This is a genomic window from Sphingomonas sp., assembly GCF_013812825.1.
Taxonomy (GTDB): Bacteria; Pseudomonadota; Alphaproteobacteria; order Sphingomonadales; family Sphingomonadaceae; genus Sphingomicrobium.
Window position 1 is genome coordinate 130,989 of the sequence record NZ_JACCSU010000045.1, and the last position, 16,751, is coordinate 147,739.

A 16,751-nucleotide genomic window follows, 5' to 3' on the forward strand; every position below is an offset into this window, starting at 1 on the left:
CGGCGCCGGATCCATTTCCCCATTCGCTATCGTCAGCGAAGCAGGGGGCGGGCAAGGCGAAGGAAGCGGTCGACCGCATACCAGGGCGCGTCGGCAACCCGCCACGGCGGCCTGATCGAGAAATATTCGTCGAGAAGCCCGCCAACCTGTTCCTTTGGACAGACTCCCACGAGCGCGCGGCGGGTCAGTCCGAGCATGAACCGCACGGTCATTCGAGACTGGTTCCGCACGGCTCTCTCATCGAGACGAGCATCGACTCCCAGGGCAAGCGATCGGACGGTCGTCCTCCCCCAACCGATCATTTTTTCCGAGTCATAGGTTTTGGGCACCCGTCGGTAGAACATCTTCCCGCTGCTGGGCCCCACTCGCCGGGCAGCGAGGAACATGCGCCGTGTGTGAACCTCGTCCGACAGGAACCCGTGCACCGAGAAGCCTTCCCACGCTTTCTGGTAGATGCTCTTGCGGATCACGCCCCAGCCGTGGATGTGCCATCCTCCCATGGTGAGCTCGCAGGCCGTCCTTCCGTCGATCGGCCGATCCGGGGTTGCGACCGTGACCCGCGGGTTGGTCCCATCCGCATCGACATCGAAGCATTGGAACAAGACGATGTCGAGCTGGTCGCGGTTGAGGGCTTCCACGGCCTCGGTGACCGCGCCTTCCTCGAGGAAATCGTCGCCGTCGAGAAAGCAGATGAGGTCGCATGTCGAGGCGCGGACCGCTTCCTGCCGCCCCAGCGTCGCGCCCAGATTCTTCTCGCCCCGGATCAGCTTGAGCTTCTCCGATCCAAGCCGCTCGAGCATCTCCAGCGACCCGTCCGTCGAACCGTTGTCGTAAACGACGATTTCGCTGACCGCCGGGTCCCGGACGAGGGGGCCGGCCCACCCGTCGAGGAACGGGGCGTTGTTGTAATTGGGCATGACGACGCTGACGGACATCAAGTTTGATCCGGACCGAGCAGTTTGCTGTTGAGGAACGGCAGCAGCGGTTTCCACCGCACGCCCATCCGGCGGACTTCGCGAAGCGAGTAATAGCCGCTCGCCGTAAACACGCACAATCCGAATATCATCGCTGCGAGTTCACTAACGAGCGACAAAGCTGCGATCGCGACAAGCAGCAGCATCAGGCCGCCGATGAGCGCGGCGTTGCTTCGGCTGACTCGAAGCCCGTCTCTGGCCACCGCGGCAACCACGAACAGCAGGACTGCCGCATAGCCGACAAGATAGCCCGCGCCGGCAGCGGCGACGCCGACGTTGGGCGCTGCAAGCCAGGTGAGCGGAAGGAAAACGGCGGAAAGGACGACCTCGAGGAGGACGTAGACGATGGTCCTCTTGCGGGCGAGCAGCACGAATCCCAGCACCCAGCCGGCGAGACGCAAGGCATCGGCCGACAGCTGAAGGCGCAGCAACAGGGCAGCTTCACCAAACTCCGACGTGTACAGGACACTCAAGGCCAGTGGAGCGACGGCCGCGATGCCGAGCAGCGCCGGTGCAGCAACAAGGACCGACACGTGCAGCTGCTCATTCACCAGGCTCCTGACGGCCTGCCGGTCGTCGGCAACGGCGCTCAGACGCGGATAATAATCGGGGATCATGGCCCCGAGGATCAGTCCGATATTGAGCGACGAGATCGCGAAGCTTGCCTGGTACAGCCCGGCTGCATCGAGCCCCAGCTGCGAGGCGATGATCCCGCGGATTGCGGCCTGCGTTGCGCTGCCGACCGCGGCGGCGGCGGCGACTGCGAGTCCCAGGTTGGCGAGCACTCGCCATTCTGACTGGATTGCGCGGCCGGGAAACTTGCCCCACCGGATCGCGACACGCGGTCTGAGCCAGAGGGCCACCAGATAGACGGCAACCGGGGTGGCGAGGACGGCGGCGAGCACTCCGGCCATTCCGAACAAGTAGACCGCGGTCACTCCGACGATCGACGAGAACAGCGCGGCCCATATGCGCGTTCGCGCAAAATCGGCCATCCTGCGCTGCGCCTGCATTTCGGCGATGAGGACCGCGCCGACCACCGTCAGCCCGACGCCGACGGACAGCCAGCCGACATCGCCGGCGTAGGCCTCCGATCCGGTGGCCAGGTTCGACAGCGGAACCCGGAAAATCCAGCACAGGATCGACCCGAGAGTGGCCAGGACCACCGCATAGGTCCACACCCCCCAGCGAGCGATGCGCCACCGCTCCGGATCTTCGCGGGCGGACGAGAGCTGCCTCACGGCGCTGGAGTCGAGACCCATGCCGGCAACGGCATATCCCATCGTCATGACGGCGGTCAGGGCGCCGAGCAGGCCCACTCCGGCCGGACCCACAATGAGGGCGATGAGCTTCATCTTGGCCAGGCTGATCACCAACCCGGCAAAGGTCGCGCCGCCAACGATCGTCGTTACGCGGAGGATCTGCCGTTTGCTGATGTTGGCGTCGTCCTTGCCCGGCTGCTCGTTCATGCGAACGACTGCGCCAGCCTTACCCAGGCCCGAGCGAACCAGGGTTCGCGCCGGAGAGCTTGCAACAGTTTCTCCCGCGCCTCCGACTTTCGTCCGACATCGAGCATTGCCACCGCCACGTCATAGAACAAGCGCCGAGTGATGGCATAGCGCACCGCCCGCCGGAATGGCGGATAGCGCTCGTGAACAATCTCCAGGTACCGTGCCACTTCGTCCAGATTTGCGAATGGATCGCGAGTGACATTTGCATCGTGCTGTCGATAGCGGGCGAACGTGCCGGGGATATAGCCGAACAGGCCGTCGTCCCGGATCACGTCCACCCAGAGCAACTGGTCTGAGACCACCGGCAGGGCCCCATCGAAGCCATAGGACGGAACCCTGTCGGTCCGGACCATTACCGACGTCGCTCCATAGGGCCCGTGGCGGATCAGAGCCTCCGCTCCGCGGCCGCTGAGCAGCCGTCGAGTCAGCGGATGAGGCGAACGGGACCCGTTTTCATAGAACACTTCGACCTGATGGCCGCACAGCACTCGACGCGGATCATTGAGAAACCAGTCGATCTGGGCCGCGACCTTGCCCGCAAGAAGCACGTCGTCCCCTCCCATGAAGGCGATGAATTCGCCGGAGCAGGCACGCAGTGCTTTATTGGAATTCCTGGTGATTCCCTCGTTGCGCGAGTTGAGAACGGCAATCACAAGATTAGGATATTGGAGCGCATATTGTCGGATGATCTCCTGAGTGCGGTCGGTCGACCCGTCATCGGCGACGACGACCTCCAGGTTCGGGTAATCCTGCGCGACCGCGCTTTCGATTGCCTCCGCGATATACGACTCCTGATTATACGACACGATGCTGATCGAAACTCTTGGAACGCTCACCGTGCGGCTTCATCTGCATAGAAGGCTTGTACCGCGGCCTCCACCGCGTCGACCTCCGCCGCGGACATGTGCGGTCCAATGGGCAGGCTCAGCACTTCCGTCGCCAGCTGCTCCGCAATGGGCAGGCTGCCCCGGGCGAGCCCGAGATCGGCGTAGGCCGCCTGGAGGTGCGGTGGGATCGGGTAATGGATCAATGTCTGCACGCCCGCTTCGCGCAAGTGGTCAACGAGTGCCTGCCGATGGGGAGCGCGAACGACATACAGGTGCCAGGCCGGGTCGGCCCAGTCGGGTACAACCGGCAAGCCGAGACCAGAATCCGCCAACTGCCGGCTATAGTGCCCGGCGACCGCCACGCGACGGGCGTTCCATTCGTCGAGGTGCCGCAGCTTGACCGACAAGACCGCTGCGTGGACCGGATCGAGCCTCGAATTGTAGCCGCGAACCGGATTTACATATTTGGTCCGCGAGCCGTAATTGCCGAGCATCCGGACCCGCTCCGCAATCTTGGGATCATCGGTGGTCACTGCTCCCCCGTCGCCCAGTGCGCCAAGATTCTTGCCCGGATAAAAGCTCCAGGCGACCGCATCGCCATGACCGCCGATCCGGCGCTCTTTGTAGCGAGCGCCGTGGGCCTGTGCCGCGTCTTCGACGAGCCTCAGCCCGTGATGCTTCGCAAGCTCCAGCAACGGGTCGAGATCTGCCGGCTGACCGTAGAGGTGAGTGGGCAGGATTGCCTTGGTGCGCGACGTGATCGCGTTGGCCACCCTCCTGGGATCGATGTTGTGGGTGTCCGGGTCGGGCTCGACCGGTATCGGTATTGCTCCAACCATCGTCACCGCGAGCCAGGTCGCGATGAAGGTGTTGCTGCTGACGATCACTTCGTCGCCCGGGCCGATTTCAAGCGCGCGCAGGATCAGGTGCAGCGCGTCGAGCCCGTTGCCGACGCCGATGCAGTGGCGGGCTTCACAATAGGCCGCGAAGGCGGTTTCGAAGCTCTCGACTTCCGGCCCGTGAATGAATTGTCCCGAACGGACAACCCGGCGCAATGCAGCGTCGATCTCCGAGGAAAGCTCCTCGTGGGCCGCCTCGAGGTCGAGAAACTTGATCGTCATGCGGGCGACTGGGCTCGCGTTTCGGCAAGGAAACTCTCGTAATCGCGGATGTAATCGGCTTCGTCATGAGGAGCGCTGGCGAGGACCAGCACCACGCTGTCTGCAGTGAAGTCGTGCATTTCGCGCCACTGCATCCGTCCGATGTGGAGCCCGCGGTCGGGGCGGTCGAGCGTAACCTCGCGCCGCTCGCGACCGTCATCAACGATCAGGCGGCACGAGCCTTTCACGCAGATCATCAACTGGTCGAGCCGCCGATGGGCATGAAACCCGCGCGAAGCCCCTTCGGCAGCGAGGATGTAATAGACGCGGTTGATCGGGAAGGGGACGTCCTTGGCTTCGATCGAGACCAGCATGCCTCGGTCGTCAGCATGAGCTTGCAGCGGAACTGGATGTAAAGCGTCGGTGCGTCGCAATTTGGACTACCTGTCGGTGTTTGGGGGCAGAATAGCGGCGAGCGGGTAGCAAAGTCCGCGCACCCGCGCCACAAGCCGTCTCTACCCAGCATTTGCAACAGGACGTAATGAACGACATCATTTCGAAGCAGGCGAAAATCAGCACAAGCGAAGCGATCGATCGGCCCCAGCCAAAGCTCCTCGTCCTGGACGCCGGCTATACGCTGGAAGGGATTCGCGAACGTCGGATCGAACAGTCCGTCACTTGCCGCGATCTGGACGGCTTTTTCGCACATGTCTGGAGCGTTCATCCCTTCGCGACGCTGGTCACGTCCGAGTCCTGGGGCCCCCGCCACGGGCGGCCGCAGCTCTATCAGCTCGCGCCGCGGCACAGCATCATTGAGGGCAAGGTCGGCCGCCATGCCTGGCTGAGTCGACTGTTTGCGGCCAACTTCCTGCTTAGCCAGATCGACCTGTTCCTGATGCTCTGGCGGCTGATCCGCAAGGAAGGGATCAGCGTCATTCGCGCCGCAAGCCCCCTCTATCCAGGGCTGTTCGGATGGGCTCTCGCGCGCTTGAGCGGCATCCCGCTGGTGATCCGCGTCGGCGGCAATCACGACAAATATTATGAGACCACCGGTCAGCCGATCGAACCGCGCCTGATGCGCAGCCGGCGGATCGAGAAGATCGTCGAGCGCTTCGTCTTCAGCCGCGCCGATCTGGTTGCGGCGGCCAATCAGGACAACCTCGACTTCGCGCTTGCAAACGGCGCGAGGGCGGAACGCTCGACATTGTTTCGCTACGGTAATCTGATCGACGACCGTCATTTCGTGGAGCCTGGCAGGCGCTCCCGGGACGACGCCTATCTGGCGGAGCTCGGGATCAGCCCCGGCAAATTTCTCCTCTACATCGGACGCCTCGAGCCGGTGAAGCAGCCCGATCATGTGGTGGAGACGCTGGTTGAGGTCCGTCGCCGCGGTTTTGACGTCAAGGCGGTGCTGGCCGGAGAGGGCAGGATGCGCGAGCAATTGGCTGAACGCGCCCATGCGGCGGGGATCGAGGACAGTTTGATCTTCGCCGGCAATGTCGGCCAGGATCGTCTGGCGCAGCTGATGCCGCTAGCCGCGGCGATCGTGTCGCCGCATACCGGGCGGGCGCTGACCGAGGCCGCTCTGGGCGCTGCGCCGGTCGTTGCTTATGACGTCGATTGGCAGGGCGAATTGATCGAGACCGGAGTCACCGGGATCCTCGTGCCGCACGGAGAAGTGGAGCAGATGGCCCAGGGTACGGTGCGGCTGCTTTCCGACCCGGCTTATGCGCGCCAGCTGGGAGATTCGCTGCGCAAACGGGCGCTCGAGATGCTCGACCCGCTCGCACTCGACGAACATGAGCGGCAGGAATACAGCAAGCTTCTGACACGATTTGACCGACCTGAGTGACCCGAGAACCAATGGATTCGCCACCGCCGCTCGGCGTTAACATCGACCAGAAGACCGTCGAGGGATTTGGCGAGGAGTGGTCCTCCTACGACCAGCAGGATCTCGATCAGGCCGAGCATCTCCTGCTGTTCGAGCAATATTTTTCGACTTTTCCCTTCGAGAGCCTGCCCGCCACCGCGGAAGGTTTCGATCTTGGTTGTGGATCGGGGAGATGGGCCGCTCTCGTTGCGCCGAGGGTTGCCAGGCTCCACTGCATCGACCCGTCTGCCAAAGCTCTGGAAGTTTGCCGCCGCCGGCTTTCGCAGGCGCCCAATGTGAGCTTTCATCTTGCGGGCGCAGACACGATCCCGCTGGACGATCTAAGCCAGGACTTCGGTTACAGCCTGGGGGTGCTGCATCATATTCCCGATACTTCCCGGGCCATGCGGGACGCCGTCGGCAAACTGAAGTTCGATGCGCCCTTCCTCGTCTATTTGTACTACAATTTCGACAATCGCCCCCGCTGGTTCCGGGCGTTGTGGCTCGTCAGCGAGCTCGGCCGGAAAACGATATCGCGGACGCCTTTCAGGATGAGGAAATTCCTCACCACGGCCATCGCTGCACTGATCTACTGGCCGCTCAGCCGATCAGCGACCTTGCTCAAACGCCTTGGCCTTGACGTCAGCAGCTTTCCACTGAGCGGCTATCGCTATCGGAGCTTCTATAGCCTGAGGACGGACGCTCTGGATCGCTTCGGCACGCCGCTCGAACAGCGTTTTTCCCGGGCGGAAATCCAGGCGATGATGGAGGCGGCTGGGCTTGTCGACATCACCTTTCGCGAGGATGAGCCGTTCTGGGTAGCGTGCGGGCGCAAGGCTGGCCCAACGAGGCGATGAAAGTCGTTCATTTCGTTCCTTCGCTGGTCAAAGGCGGTGGCGAACGGGCTGTCGTGGATCTTTCCAACTGGCAGATAGACAATGGCCACCAGGTCACCGTCGTGGCCGGCTGGAAAGTGGACGAGTCTCTCTTGCGGCATCAACTCGATGAGCGGGTCGATGTCGTTTACATCACCGAGTCCGGTACTCGCTGGAGCCGGTACCTGGCCGGAGTGTCTTGGTTATTGCGTAACCGTAAGTGGGTATTTCGGCAGGACCTCATCCATGCTCACATGACTTGGTCCGCGGTACTGGCGACGCTGATCTATTATTGGCGAAGGTCGGCAGATTTTTCGAAGCCATTCGTATTCGAAACCTATCACGCCGTGGGAATGCCAATCAGCCGCATGGCTCGCTGGGTGCACTCGCGAATGGCAAAGCGGCGCGACGTGCTCATCCTCATGGCCGACGACGCCTATTGGAGCGCGTTCCGTGCCGCCCATCCGACACTCGATGCCGAGGTGATCCTGAATGGCCTTGCACAGCCTCGAATAGCGGCGCGCAAAGACCAGGATGTCGAGGAATATCGCCAAAGCGCAGGAGCGCCGGACAGCGGTTCGTTGATTGTCGGCAGCATAGGGCGCCTCGTGGCCGAGCGCCGTCCCGAGCTGGTGATCCACGCTTTTGCGAAAATTGCGGAGGAGCTCGAAGGAAGGGTCCATCTTCTTTTCGCCGGCGCCGGACCACAGGTCAGGGCTCTTCGAACGCTCGTGCAGGAATACCGGCTGGAGGACCGAGTCCATTTCCCTGGACTTGCCCTCGATCCAGCCCTGCCACTGGCTCTGACGGACGTTTACATCTCGGTGAATGTAGGCCCGGTAACGGGATTGGCTGCTGTTCAGGCGGCTTTCTGTGGAGTTCCAATCGTGGGCATCCAGCTGGTAGAAGACTATAGGCCGGCGCAGGAGGATTGGATCTGGTCGAGCACCGATATCGCGGCTGTAGCGGCCGAAGTGACGAGGCTTCTCGAAGACCCCGACGCGCGCTCGGCTCTGGGCGCTTCCCAGCGGGCCTACGCGTACGAGAACCTGACAATCGATCGGATGGGGCGCTCTTATGAGCTTCTCTACGATCGCGCTCGGGCTCGGCGAGGTTTGGCGACTGGCTCGAATTGACCACCTGACGTTGATGACGGTCCCATGTGCGGGATAGCCGGCATCCTCGGCGAGGGAGCGAGGAACGAAGCACTGCTCGCCCGGATGGCGTCGGTCATCACCCATCGCGGGCCGGACGACGAGGGCGTGTGGTCGGACGCCGAGGCCCGCATCGGCCTGGCTCACCGGCGCCTTGCGATCGTCGACCTGTCGCCGCAGGGCCACCAGCCGATGGAGTCGGCAAACGGCCGCTACGTCATCAGCTACAATGGTGAGATCTACAATCACCTGGAATTGAGAGCCGAGCTCGACCGTTCGGGGCGCAGCCCCAGTCCATCATGGCGCGGTCATTCGGATACCGAAACCCTGCTGGAAGGCATCTCGGCCTGGGGTCTCGAACGCGCGGTTTCCAAGGCGGTTGGAATGTTCGCCTTCGCGCTGTGGGACAAGAAAGAGCGCAGGCTGAGCCTGGTTCGAGACCGGTTTGGGGAGAAGCCGCTCTATTACGGTTGGGTCGGCCGGGATTTCGTCTTCGGGTCGGAGCTCAAGGCCTTGCGGGTGCATCCCGGCTTCAACAATCCGATTGAGCGGCGCGCTGTCGGGCTGCTTGCCGCGCGGAACTATGTTCCCGCCCCTCATTCCATTTACCAGCATGTGTTCAAGCTCGAGCCCGGCTGCATCCTCAGCCTGACGCCCGAGGCGGCATCGACGCGGCTTTCGGCGCCGCCAACGGAATCGGACAGCACTCGCGGCATCTCGCTGGTCCGATATTGGTCTTACGGTCGGGCGGTCCGGGATGGCCTGGCCAACCCGATCGCGAATGAGTCCGAAGCGGTGGAGCTGCTCGAGCAGGCCCTTGCCAAGGCCGTGCAGGGCCAGTCGATGGCGGATGTGCCGGTCGGCGCGTTCCTGTCCGGAGGAATCGATTCGTCGACCGTCGTCGCGATGTATCAAAAATATTCGCCGCGACAGGTTCATACGTTCACGATCGGCTTCGAGGAGGCGGCCTTCAACGAAGCCGACTATGCCCGGCAGGTCGCAACGCATTTCGGCACCCGCCACCACGAGCGTGTCGTGACCGTGCGTGAAGCCCAGGAAGTCATCCCGACGCTTCCCCAGATGTACGACGAACCGTTTGCGGATTCCTCGCAGATACCGATGCATCTCCTCAGCCGTTTCGCCCGCGAAAAGGTAACCGTCGCTCTATCGGGCGATGGCGGCGACGAACTGTTTGGCGGGTACCAGCGCTACTTCGGCACCGTTCGCCTCTGGCGGCAGCTGACGAAGCTTCCAGCGCCCATCCGCTCCGCGGCGGGTTCGGTCCTCGGGCGGATTTCGCCGGGAGCCTGGGATCACCTCGGGGGTTTCCTCGGGCGTGGCCGCCGGCCGCCATCCTTCGGCATCAGGGTCCACAAAACGTTGCGGACAGTCACGGCGGCACGAAGCCTGGATCAGATCTTCAACAGCTTCCTCGACGAATGGTCCGGGGAGGCTTCGCCCGCGCTTGGGGTGCAATCGCCCGAGGCCGTTCACCCGTTCGACCTGGATCCTGGCGCGCCGGCGCCCGATGCCGTGCGGATGATGTATGCCGACGCGATCAGCTACCTGCCCGACGACATCCTGTGCAAAGTCGACCGGGCATCGATGGCGGTGAGCCTCGAGACTCGCGTGCCGTTCCTCGATCACCGGGTGGCCGAGCTTGCCGCGAGGATACCGATCGAGATGAAGGTGCGGCGTTCGAGCGGCAAGCATATCCTCAAGCAGCTCCTTTACCGGGAAGCGCCTCAACAGCTGTTTGAGCGGCCAAAGGTCGGTTTCGGAATTCCCGTTGGGCACTGGATCAAGGGCCCGCTTCGGGACTGGGCCGAAGATTTGCTCGACCCGAAGACCATGGCCGGCGAGGGCTTCTTCGATCCCGCGATCGTGCAGGGCCGGTGGCAGGATCATGTCAGCGGCCGACGGGATTCGACGGCCGCGCTGTGGGCGATCCTGATGTTCGAGTCTTGGCTTCGCGCTCAGCGCCAAGCGCTGTCGGCCGCGGCCTAGCGCAAGCGAGGGTCCAAGCTTCCTGAACTAGGCTCGCGCGGTCCGGATATGTTCGTCGACGTTCCTGGCGAGCACGTCCATCGGGACGTTGCCGCCGATGACCACCGCGTCGTTGAACGCCTTGATGTCGAAGCGCTGGCCAAGCGCCGCCTTGGCCTTTTCGCGCTGGCGGTTGATCTCGCTGTGGCCGACCTTGTAGCCGCATGCCTGGCCAGGCCAGCTGCAATAGCGGTCGACCTCGCTGGCGGCCTCGATCTGCTTGGTGCCATTCTCCTCGACGAAGAAGCGCACCGCTCGCTCGCGGCTCCAGCCCTTGGCATGGAGCCCCGTGTCGACCACCAGCCGGCAGGCGCGAAAGGCGATGCCTTGCAGATAGCCGAGCCGGCCCGGGGTGAAATCGTCGTAGGCGCCGAACTCATCGGCCAGCTGCTGAGCGTAAAGCGCCCAGCCTTCGGAATAAGCATTGAACGACAGCAGGGTCCGGATCAGCGGCAGCTTGTTGGCATATTCGCCCTGCCAGACATGGCCCGGGAGCGCCTCGTGGTGGGTAAGATCGGGCAGGTCGAACTTGGTGTGCAGCTCGGTCGTGCGCAGATTGATCCAGAACTTGCCGGGGATGGCGCCGTCGATCGAACCGGCGCCGCCATAGGCTCCGGGCGCCCCGAGCTCTTCTTCGGGCGGGATCCGCCGCACCTCGAGGTTGCCGCGCACCATCGTGTTGAACATCTGCGGCAGCTTGGAGCGGATGATTCGAATGCGCTCTTCGATGAAGGCCATGATCTCGGCGCGGCCCTTGTCGCCGGGCGAGAATTTGTAGCGCGGGTCTCTGCCCAGCGCCTGCATCCGTTCACCGACCGAGCCCTTGGTGTAGCCGAGGCTGCGCAGGATCGGGTCCATGCGCCCCTGAAGCTCGCGAAGTTCACGAAGGCCCATCTGGTGAACCTCGTCGGGCGACATGCTCGTCGTTGTCGAGGCCTTGAGCGCCCAGCGATAATATTCATTGCCATTCGGCCGCGCCGACATTCCGGGATCCTCGGTCGCCATCCGGCGCTGGAGAGTCATCTCGGCGATTTGGCGCTCGAGCGCCGGCGCGACCTGCTTCTGGGTGATGGCCCGAGCGCGTTCGGCCCATTTCCCGGGGATTTTCTTCTCGCGGGTGCGGCGCTCGATCGATTCGACAAGGCCGCCGCCTTCGCGGGCGCCCTTGGCGGATTGCTTAAGCTGGTTAAGCGCCTTGTCGATGAGGAAGCCCGGCGGAATCAGGCCCTTGTAGCGCGCCATGATCACTCGCCCGAGCTCGTTGTCGAGCTGCTGCGGGTAGGAGGCGAGCCGCGCAAGATAGGCCTCGGCGTCGGCGGCGTTGTTGATCTGGTGGTCGGAGTCGAGGAACCGCGGCACGTCGAGATACGCGCCGACATTCTGGATCACCACATAGGGGGTGTTGCGCCAGCCGCCGACGGCGACGTCGCCGTAGGGCAGCTGAAACCCCTCCAGCGCGACCGCATAGGCGCTGCGGACGACCTCGACGCTGGTTCGGTTCGAATGCGACAGGGTCGAAGTGTCGATGGCGCTGACCCGGGCGAGGTCGGCGCGCAGCGTCTGCGCCAGCCGCTGCTGTCCGATTCCGGACCGGTCGCTGAGCCTCGAACGAAGCGGCGCTCGCTCGCCCTTGTCGATGCCGAGCGAGGTCGCGCTTTCGGGCGACAGCCACAGCAGGTTCTCGGCAATCGAGTCGAGCAGCGCTCCGGCGCTGGCATCGTTGCCGGCCGCGGCCTGCGCGAAGGCCGGAGCGGATCGCGAGAAGAGAGGCAGGGCGGTCGTTGCGGCCAAAGCGGCGAGAGTTTCGCGGCGGGTGAACTGGTGTTCCGGCAAGGATCGAGCGCCTTTTATGCGGGTGGGAGGATGCGCTCGGCTTCCACGGTCAGGCAGTTGCCGTCAACGCCGGTGATCCGGACTTTGTCGCCGGCGGAGGCCGGTCCGCCGCGGGCGCTCCATTCGCTGTCGCCGACTCGGACTCGGCCGCCCTGCGCATCGATGGGCTCGACGACCGTCACCACCTTGCCGACCATTCTCGCCGAGCGGTCGTTGAGGAGCGGGTCGCTGCTGTCGACGGCCGCGTTGGCGTAGAAGCGCCGCCCGACCATCACCGCGATCAGACTGTAGAGCGCGAACAAGGCGAGCTGCGAGGCGGCGCCGAGGTCAAACAGCAAGGCGAACGCCCCGGTGGCCAGCGCCGCGGCGCCGATGAACAGAAGGAAAAATCCGGGGGCGATGATCTCGGCGATCAACAGCAGCACGCCGCCGATCATCCACAGCCAGCCGGGTTCTAGGTTGTCGAGCATCAGCCCTGGATCCTCGGAACGCCCGGGAGTCCCGGCGTCGCGCCGCGGCCGGCAGTTTGCTCGCGCTTGGGCTGCGGGGCCGGCCGGGAAGCGGGAGGCTGGTCGCCGAACACTTCGCGCGCGAGCTCACCGATTCCGCCCAGCGTGCCCATCAGCTGCGTCGCCTCGACCGGGAACAGGATCGTTTTCGCATTGGGGGAGGTGGCGAACTTGCCGAGCGCCTCGACATATTTCTGGGCGACGAAATAGTTGATCGCCTGGCCGCTCCCGGCCTCGATCGCGTCGCTGACCGACTTGGTCGCCGAAGCTTCGGCCTGGGCTGCGCGTTCGCGCGCCTCCGCTTCGCGGAACGCCGCTTCCTTGAGGCCCTCGGCCTGGAGGATCTTCGCCTGCTTCTCGCCTTCCGCCCGAAGGATTTCCGAAGCGCGCATGCCCTCCGATTCGAGGATCGCGGCGCGCTTCTCGCGCTCGGCCTTCATCTGGCGGGTCATCGCGTTGACGATATCGGTCGGCGGCCGGATGTCCTTGAGCTCGACGCGGGTGATCTTCACGCCCAGGCCTCGGTCGCATGATCGACCACCGCGAGCAGCCGCGCGTTGATCTCGTCGCGCTTCGAGAGGGTCTCGTCCAGATCCATCGAGCCCATGACCGTTCGCAGATTGGTCGTCGCGAGCGCCAGCAGGGAGGGGTAGAGCTCGCTGACCTCATAGGCCGCCTTGGCCGCGTCGAGCACCTGGAAGAACACGACTCCATCGACGGCGACCATCGCATTGTCCTTGGTGATGATCTCCTGGCCCGGGATATCGAGCACCTGCTCCATCATGTTGATCTTGTGGCCGACCCGATAGAAGAAGGGCGGGACGAAGTTGAAACCGGGCTGGGCGACCCGCACGAAGCGGCCGAAATGCTCGATGGTGTAACGAAAGCCCTGGTGGACGATTTTTACGCCCATCATCACGAACAGCAGCGCCAGGACGGCGATTGCAATCATAAAGGTCGTCAGCATATCCACGGGCACGCTCCATTATTGGCAGCTCATGATGCGACGGTCGGAGGCCGCGTGAAAGAGAAATCGGCATGAAGCTCGACCTCTTTGCGGTGCGTTCGCTGCTGTTCCTGCCGGCTTCGAACCCGCGCGCCATCGCCAGGGCGCGTGAGGCCGGCGCCGACCTGACGGTCCTCGACCTCGAGGACGCTGTGAGGCCGGAGGACAAGGCGCTGGCTCGAGCCGCGGCCGTCGATGCGGTCCGCGAGCCGTGGCCAATGCCGGTCGCCATCCGGCTCAATCACGCCGGCAGCCCCTGGCATGACGAGGACGTCGAGGCGGTCCGCCACTCGGGCGCCGACGCCGTCGTCGTTCCCCGCGCTGCTTCAGCCGACGAAGTGATGGCGATCAAGGAATGGGCGGCTCGGCCGACGCTGGCAATGGTCGAGACGGCCGCCGGCGTGCTAGCGGCGGTGGAGATCGCGCGCGAAGCGGCGGCGCTGATTGCCGGCACCAACGACCTTGCCGCCGATCTTCGACTGCCGCCCGATGCCGGGCGCGAGCCGCTGCAGATGGCGCTGCAATCGATCATGCTGGCGGCGCGCGCCGCCGGGATCGCGGTGTTCGATGGCGTGTTCAACGGGCTCAAGGACCCAAAGGGTTTTCTCGAACAGGCAGCCAGCGGCCGCCGCCTGGGTTTCGACGGCAAGAGCTTGATCCACCCGGACCAGATCGAGCCGTGCCATCGCGCGTTTGCTCCGAGCGAAGCGGAAATCGAGCGCGCCAGGCGCCTGCTCGCCGCCGCCACCGGCGGCGCCGAGCGCTTCGACGACGAGATGATCGAGCGCATGCACGTCGAGGCGGCAGAGAGGCTGTTGGCCAGGGCCAGTCAGGCCTGACGCTGCTCGGCTGGTTGGCGATTTCGTCCTTGTGAATCAGTCGATCGAACGCTGGACCGAGGCGCCAGATGAGCGTGCCCGGCGGAATGTCCTCGCCCGCGAACACGCCGACTCCCTCGAAGGCGGACGGACGGACATAGGTCGGGATCAGCAACAAGCGGTTTCGCCCTGTTTTCGTGTCGCGCTGAACCCAGGGCGGCACAGCCGGTTCCTGCCGATGCAGCAAAAGTCCGTGGTCTGGCCAAGCTAGCCGCTCCGAGCTCGCCCGCGACGCGATTGCGCGGCTCGGATGGTCCGGCGGACTTGGCGAATCGGCGTTTCCTTGGCATGGGCCGATATGGCCGACCCCAACGCAACTCCCGACATTCCGATGGGGCTGACGTTCGACGACGTGCTCCTGCAGCCGCTCGAATCGAGCGTGCTCCCGAGCCAGGCCGACACCAGCACCTTCCTGACGCGCGAGATCTCGCTCAACATCCCTTTGCTGTCGTCGGCGATGGACACGGTGACCGAAGCCGACATGGCAATCGTGCTTGCCCAGCTGGGCGGCATTGGAGTGCTCCACCGCAACCTGTCGGTCGACGAGCAGTCGGCGGCGGTCCGGGCGGTCAAGCGCTTCGAAAGCGGGATGGTCGTCAATCCGATCACCATGAGCCCGAACCAGACTCTGGCCGAAGCCCTCGAGCTGATGAAGAGCAACCGGATCAGCGGCATCCCGGTGGTCGAGAAGTCGGGCAAATTGTGCGGCATCCTGACCCACCGCGACGTCCGCTTCGCCGAAAATCCCAAGCAGCCGGTCTCCGAACTGATGACTCGCGAGAATTTGGCGACCGTGCCGCTCGGCACTAGCCAGGAGGAAGCCCAGCGAATCCTCCATCAGCGGCGCATCGAGAAACTGCTGGTGGTCGATGACGACAACCGCTGCGTCGGGCTGATCACCGTCAAGGACATCGAAAAGTCGGTCGCCGCGCCGTTCGCGACCAAGGACTCGGAGGGGCGGCTGCGGGTCGCGGCCGCGACCACCGTCGGCGATTCCGGGTTCGCCCGCACGGAGACGCTGATCGACGCGGGCTGCGACTGCATCGTCATCGACACCGCGCACGGCCACAACACCGATGTCGGAGCGGCGGTCCAGCGTGTGAAGACCCTGTCGAACTCGGTGCAGGTGGTGGCCGGCAACATCGCCACGGCCGAGGCGGCCAGGGCGCTGATCGATTCGGGCGCCGACGCGATCAAGGTCGGCATCGGCCCGGGCTCGATCTGCACCACCCGGATCGTCGCCGGAGTCGGCGTGCCGCAGCTGACCGCGATCCTGTCCGCCGCGACGGCCGCGGCGGGGACCGGCGTCCCGGTGATCGCCGACGGCGGCATCCGCACCAGCGGCGACATTGCCAAGGCGCTCGCCGCGGGCGCGTCGGCGGTGATGGTCGGCTCGCTGCTTGCCGGAACCGAGGAAGCGCCCGGCGAGACCTTCCTGTACCAGGGCCGGACCTACAAGAGCTATCGCGGCATGGGCTCGGGCGGGGCGATGGCGCGCGGCTCGGCCGACCGCTATTTCCAGCAGGACATCCGCGATCATCTGAAGCTCGTCCCCGAAGGGATCGAGGGCCAGGTGCCCTTCAAGGGCCCGGTCCGCGACATCGTCCACCAGCTCGTCGGCGGCGTCAAAGCGGCGATGGGCTACACTGGCTCGGCGACCATTGCCGAGCTGCAAGAGCGGGCGCAATTCATCCGCATCACCAATGCCGGCCTGTCGGAAAGCCATGTCCACGACGTCTCGATCACCCGCGAGGCGCCTAATTATCCGACGCGGTAATTTTCCCCCTCCCGCTCGCGGGAGGGGCTAGGGGAGGGCATGTTCGTCTGCCGCACCGCGGGTTTCGGACAGTCCCTCCCCCCGGCCCCCTCCCGCCGGGCGGGAAGGGGAGAAGAACCATGACCCCCGCCGCGCGCCTCCACGCAGCGGTCGAAATCCTCGACGAGATCATCGTTGCCGCCCGCGACGATGGACCGCCGGCCGACATCCTCGTCACGCGCTATTTCAAGACCCGACGCTATGCCGGATCGGGCGACCGCCGCGCGGTGCGCGAGCTGGTGTTCCGCGCCATCCGCCGGTCGGCCGAACGGCCAGCGAACGGTCGCGCGGCGATGCTCGGCCTGGCCGAGGACGATGCGGCGTTGCTTGGGCTTTTCGGGCAGGTCCGGGG

General features: G+C 64.6%; 13 protein-coding genes and 2 pseudogenes. 7 read left to right on the forward strand and 8 right to left on the reverse strand.

What is annotated here, in order from left to right:
* Positions 1 to 32: 32 nt before the first annotated feature.
* The 5 genes from H0T81_RS06415 to H0T81_RS06435 are packed head-to-tail and all read right to left on the reverse strand — an operon-like array spanning position 33 to position 4,846.
* Complete coding sequence (locus H0T81_RS06415; protein WP_294011070.1) at positions 33 to 935, reverse strand: glycosyltransferase family 2 protein; 903 nt, start codon at positions 933 to 935, stop codon at positions 33 to 35.
* Positions 935 to 2,443 carry an O-antigen translocase gene (locus tag H0T81_RS06420; RefSeq protein WP_294011072.1) on the reverse strand — a complete coding sequence of 503 codons (1,509 nt, stop codon included), beginning with the start codon at positions 2,441 to 2,443 and terminating at the stop codon, positions 935 to 937. The genes H0T81_RS06415 and H0T81_RS06420 overlap by 1 nt, the downstream gene beginning before the upstream one ends.
* Positions 2,440 to 3,321 (reverse strand): glycosyltransferase, encoded by an 882-nt coding sequence (locus H0T81_RS06425; RefSeq protein WP_294011074.1) that lies wholly within the window; start codon positions 3,319 to 3,321, stop codon positions 2,440 to 2,442. Before H0T81_RS06425 ends, H0T81_RS06420 begins: the two co-directional genes overlap by 4 nt.
* Entirely contained in the window at positions 3,318 to 4,433 is a 1,116-nt protein-coding gene (locus tag H0T81_RS06430) for a DegT/DnrJ/EryC1/StrS family aminotransferase (protein WP_294011075.1), read from the reverse strand. The genes H0T81_RS06425 and H0T81_RS06430 overlap by 4 nt, the downstream gene beginning before the upstream one ends.
* The gene (locus H0T81_RS06435) at positions 4,430 to 4,846 is read right to left on the reverse strand and encodes an FdtA/QdtA family cupin domain-containing protein (RefSeq protein ID WP_294011076.1); all 417 of its coding nucleotides are present in this window, start codon (positions 4,844 to 4,846) and stop codon (positions 4,430 to 4,432) included. The genes H0T81_RS06430 and H0T81_RS06435 overlap by 4 nt, the downstream gene beginning before the upstream one ends.
* A 107-nt stretch (positions 4,847 to 4,953) precedes the next feature.
* Here H0T81_RS06435 and H0T81_RS06440 point away from each other — a divergent pair, with 107 nt between their 5' ends.
* Genes H0T81_RS06440 through asnB form a run of 4 tightly spaced genes read left to right on the forward strand, consistent with a single transcriptional unit; the run spans position 4,954 to position 10,318 of the window.
* Positions 4,954 to 6,264 (forward strand): glycosyltransferase family 4 protein, encoded by a 1,311-nt coding sequence (locus H0T81_RS06440; RefSeq protein WP_294011077.1) that lies wholly within the window; start codon positions 4,954 to 4,956, stop codon positions 6,262 to 6,264.
* 11 nt (positions 6,265 to 6,275) lie between these two features.
* Entirely contained in the window at positions 6,276 to 7,139 is an 864-nt protein-coding gene (locus H0T81_RS06445) for a class I SAM-dependent methyltransferase (RefSeq protein ID WP_294011078.1), read from the forward strand.
* Positions 7,136 to 8,293 (forward strand): glycosyltransferase family 4 protein, encoded by a 1,158-nt coding sequence (locus H0T81_RS06450; RefSeq protein ID WP_294011080.1) that lies wholly within the window; start codon positions 7,136 to 7,138, stop codon positions 8,291 to 8,293. The genes H0T81_RS06445 and H0T81_RS06450 overlap by 4 nt, the downstream gene beginning before the upstream one ends.
* Before the next feature lie 24 nt (positions 8,294 to 8,317).
* Positions 8,318 to 10,318 (forward strand): asparagine synthase (glutamine-hydrolyzing), encoded by a 2,001-nt coding sequence (gene asnB / locus H0T81_RS06455; protein WP_294011082.1) that lies wholly within the window; start codon positions 8,318 to 8,320, stop codon positions 10,316 to 10,318.
* Between the two features lie 27 nt (positions 10,319 to 10,345).
* On the opposite strand, the gene H0T81_RS06460 is transcribed toward asnB, so the two are convergent.
* The 3 genes and pseudogenes from H0T81_RS06460 to H0T81_RS06470 all read right to left on the reverse strand — a co-directional run bounded on the left by H0T81_RS06460 (position 10,346) and on the right by H0T81_RS06470 (position 13,666).
* Entirely contained in the window at positions 10,346 to 12,190 is a 1,845-nt protein-coding gene (locus H0T81_RS06460; protein WP_294011084.1) for a DUF885 family protein, read from the reverse strand.
* Between the two features lie 14 nt (positions 12,191 to 12,204).
* Positions 12,205 to 12,660: an NfeD family protein gene (locus tag H0T81_RS06465; protein ID WP_294011086.1), complete on the reverse strand. Its 456-nt coding sequence runs from the start codon at positions 12,658 to 12,660 to the stop codon at positions 12,205 to 12,207.
* Positions 12,660 to 13,666, reverse strand: a pseudogene (locus H0T81_RS06470) (SPFH domain-containing protein). Before H0T81_RS06470 ends, H0T81_RS06465 begins: the two are co-directional and overlap by 1 nt.
* Positions 13,667 to 13,737: 71 nt before the next feature.
* On the opposite strand from H0T81_RS06470, the gene H0T81_RS06475 reads away from it, so the two are divergent.
* From H0T81_RS06475 to H0T81_RS06485, 3 genes and pseudogenes are all read left to right on the forward strand, one after another.
* Positions 13,738 to 14,544, forward strand: a complete 807-nt coding sequence (locus H0T81_RS06475; RefSeq protein WP_294011088.1) for a CoA ester lyase — start codon at positions 13,738 to 13,740, stop codon at positions 14,542 to 14,544.
* Between the two features lie 337 nt (positions 14,545 to 14,881).
* Positions 14,882 to 16,360 (forward strand): IMP dehydrogenase, encoded by a 1,479-nt coding sequence (gene guaB / locus H0T81_RS06480; RefSeq protein WP_294011090.1) that lies wholly within the window; start codon positions 14,882 to 14,884, stop codon positions 16,358 to 16,360.
* 119 nt (positions 16,361 to 16,479) lie between these two features.
* Positions 16,480 to 16,751 (forward strand): annotated as a pseudogene (locus H0T81_RS06485) (RsmB/NOP family class I SAM-dependent RNA methyltransferase); the annotation flags it as partial.

Excerpts from the sequence above, each read along its gene's own strand:
- H0T81_RS06465 (WP_294011086.1), bottom strand. The coding sequence starts at position 12,660 with ATGCTCGACAACCTAGAACCCGGCTGGCTGTGGATGATCGGCGGCGTG.
- H0T81_RS06420 (WP_294011072.1), bottom strand. The coding sequence starts at position 2,443 with ATGAACGAGCAGCCGGGCAAGGACGACGCCAACATCAGCAAACGGCAG.
- H0T81_RS06440 (WP_294011077.1), top strand. The coding sequence starts at position 4,954 with ATGAACGACATCATTTCGAAGCAGGCGAAAATCAGCACAAGCGAAGCG.
- H0T81_RS06430 (WP_294011075.1), bottom strand. The coding sequence starts at position 4,433 with ATGACGATCAAGTTTCTCGACCTCGAGGCGGCCCACGAGGAGCTTTCC.
- H0T81_RS06415 (WP_294011070.1), bottom strand. The coding sequence starts at position 935 with ATGTCCGTCAGCGTCGTCATGCCCAATTACAACAACGCCCCGTTCCTC.
- H0T81_RS06450 (WP_294011080.1), top strand. The coding sequence starts at position 7,136 with ATGAAAGTCGTTCATTTCGTTCCTTCGCTGGTCAAAGGCGGTGGCGAA.
- H0T81_RS06475 (WP_294011088.1), top strand. The coding sequence starts at position 13,738 with ATGAAGCTCGACCTCTTTGCGGTGCGTTCGCTGCTGTTCCTGCCGGCT.
- H0T81_RS06445 (WP_294011078.1), top strand. The coding sequence starts at position 6,276 with ATGGATTCGCCACCGCCGCTCGGCGTTAACATCGACCAGAAGACCGTC.
- asnB (WP_294011082.1), top strand. The coding sequence starts at position 8,318 with ATGTGCGGGATAGCCGGCATCCTCGGCGAGGGAGCGAGGAACGAAGCA.
- guaB (WP_294011090.1), top strand. The coding sequence starts at position 14,882 with ATGGCCGACCCCAACGCAACTCCCGACATTCCGATGGGGCTGACGTTC.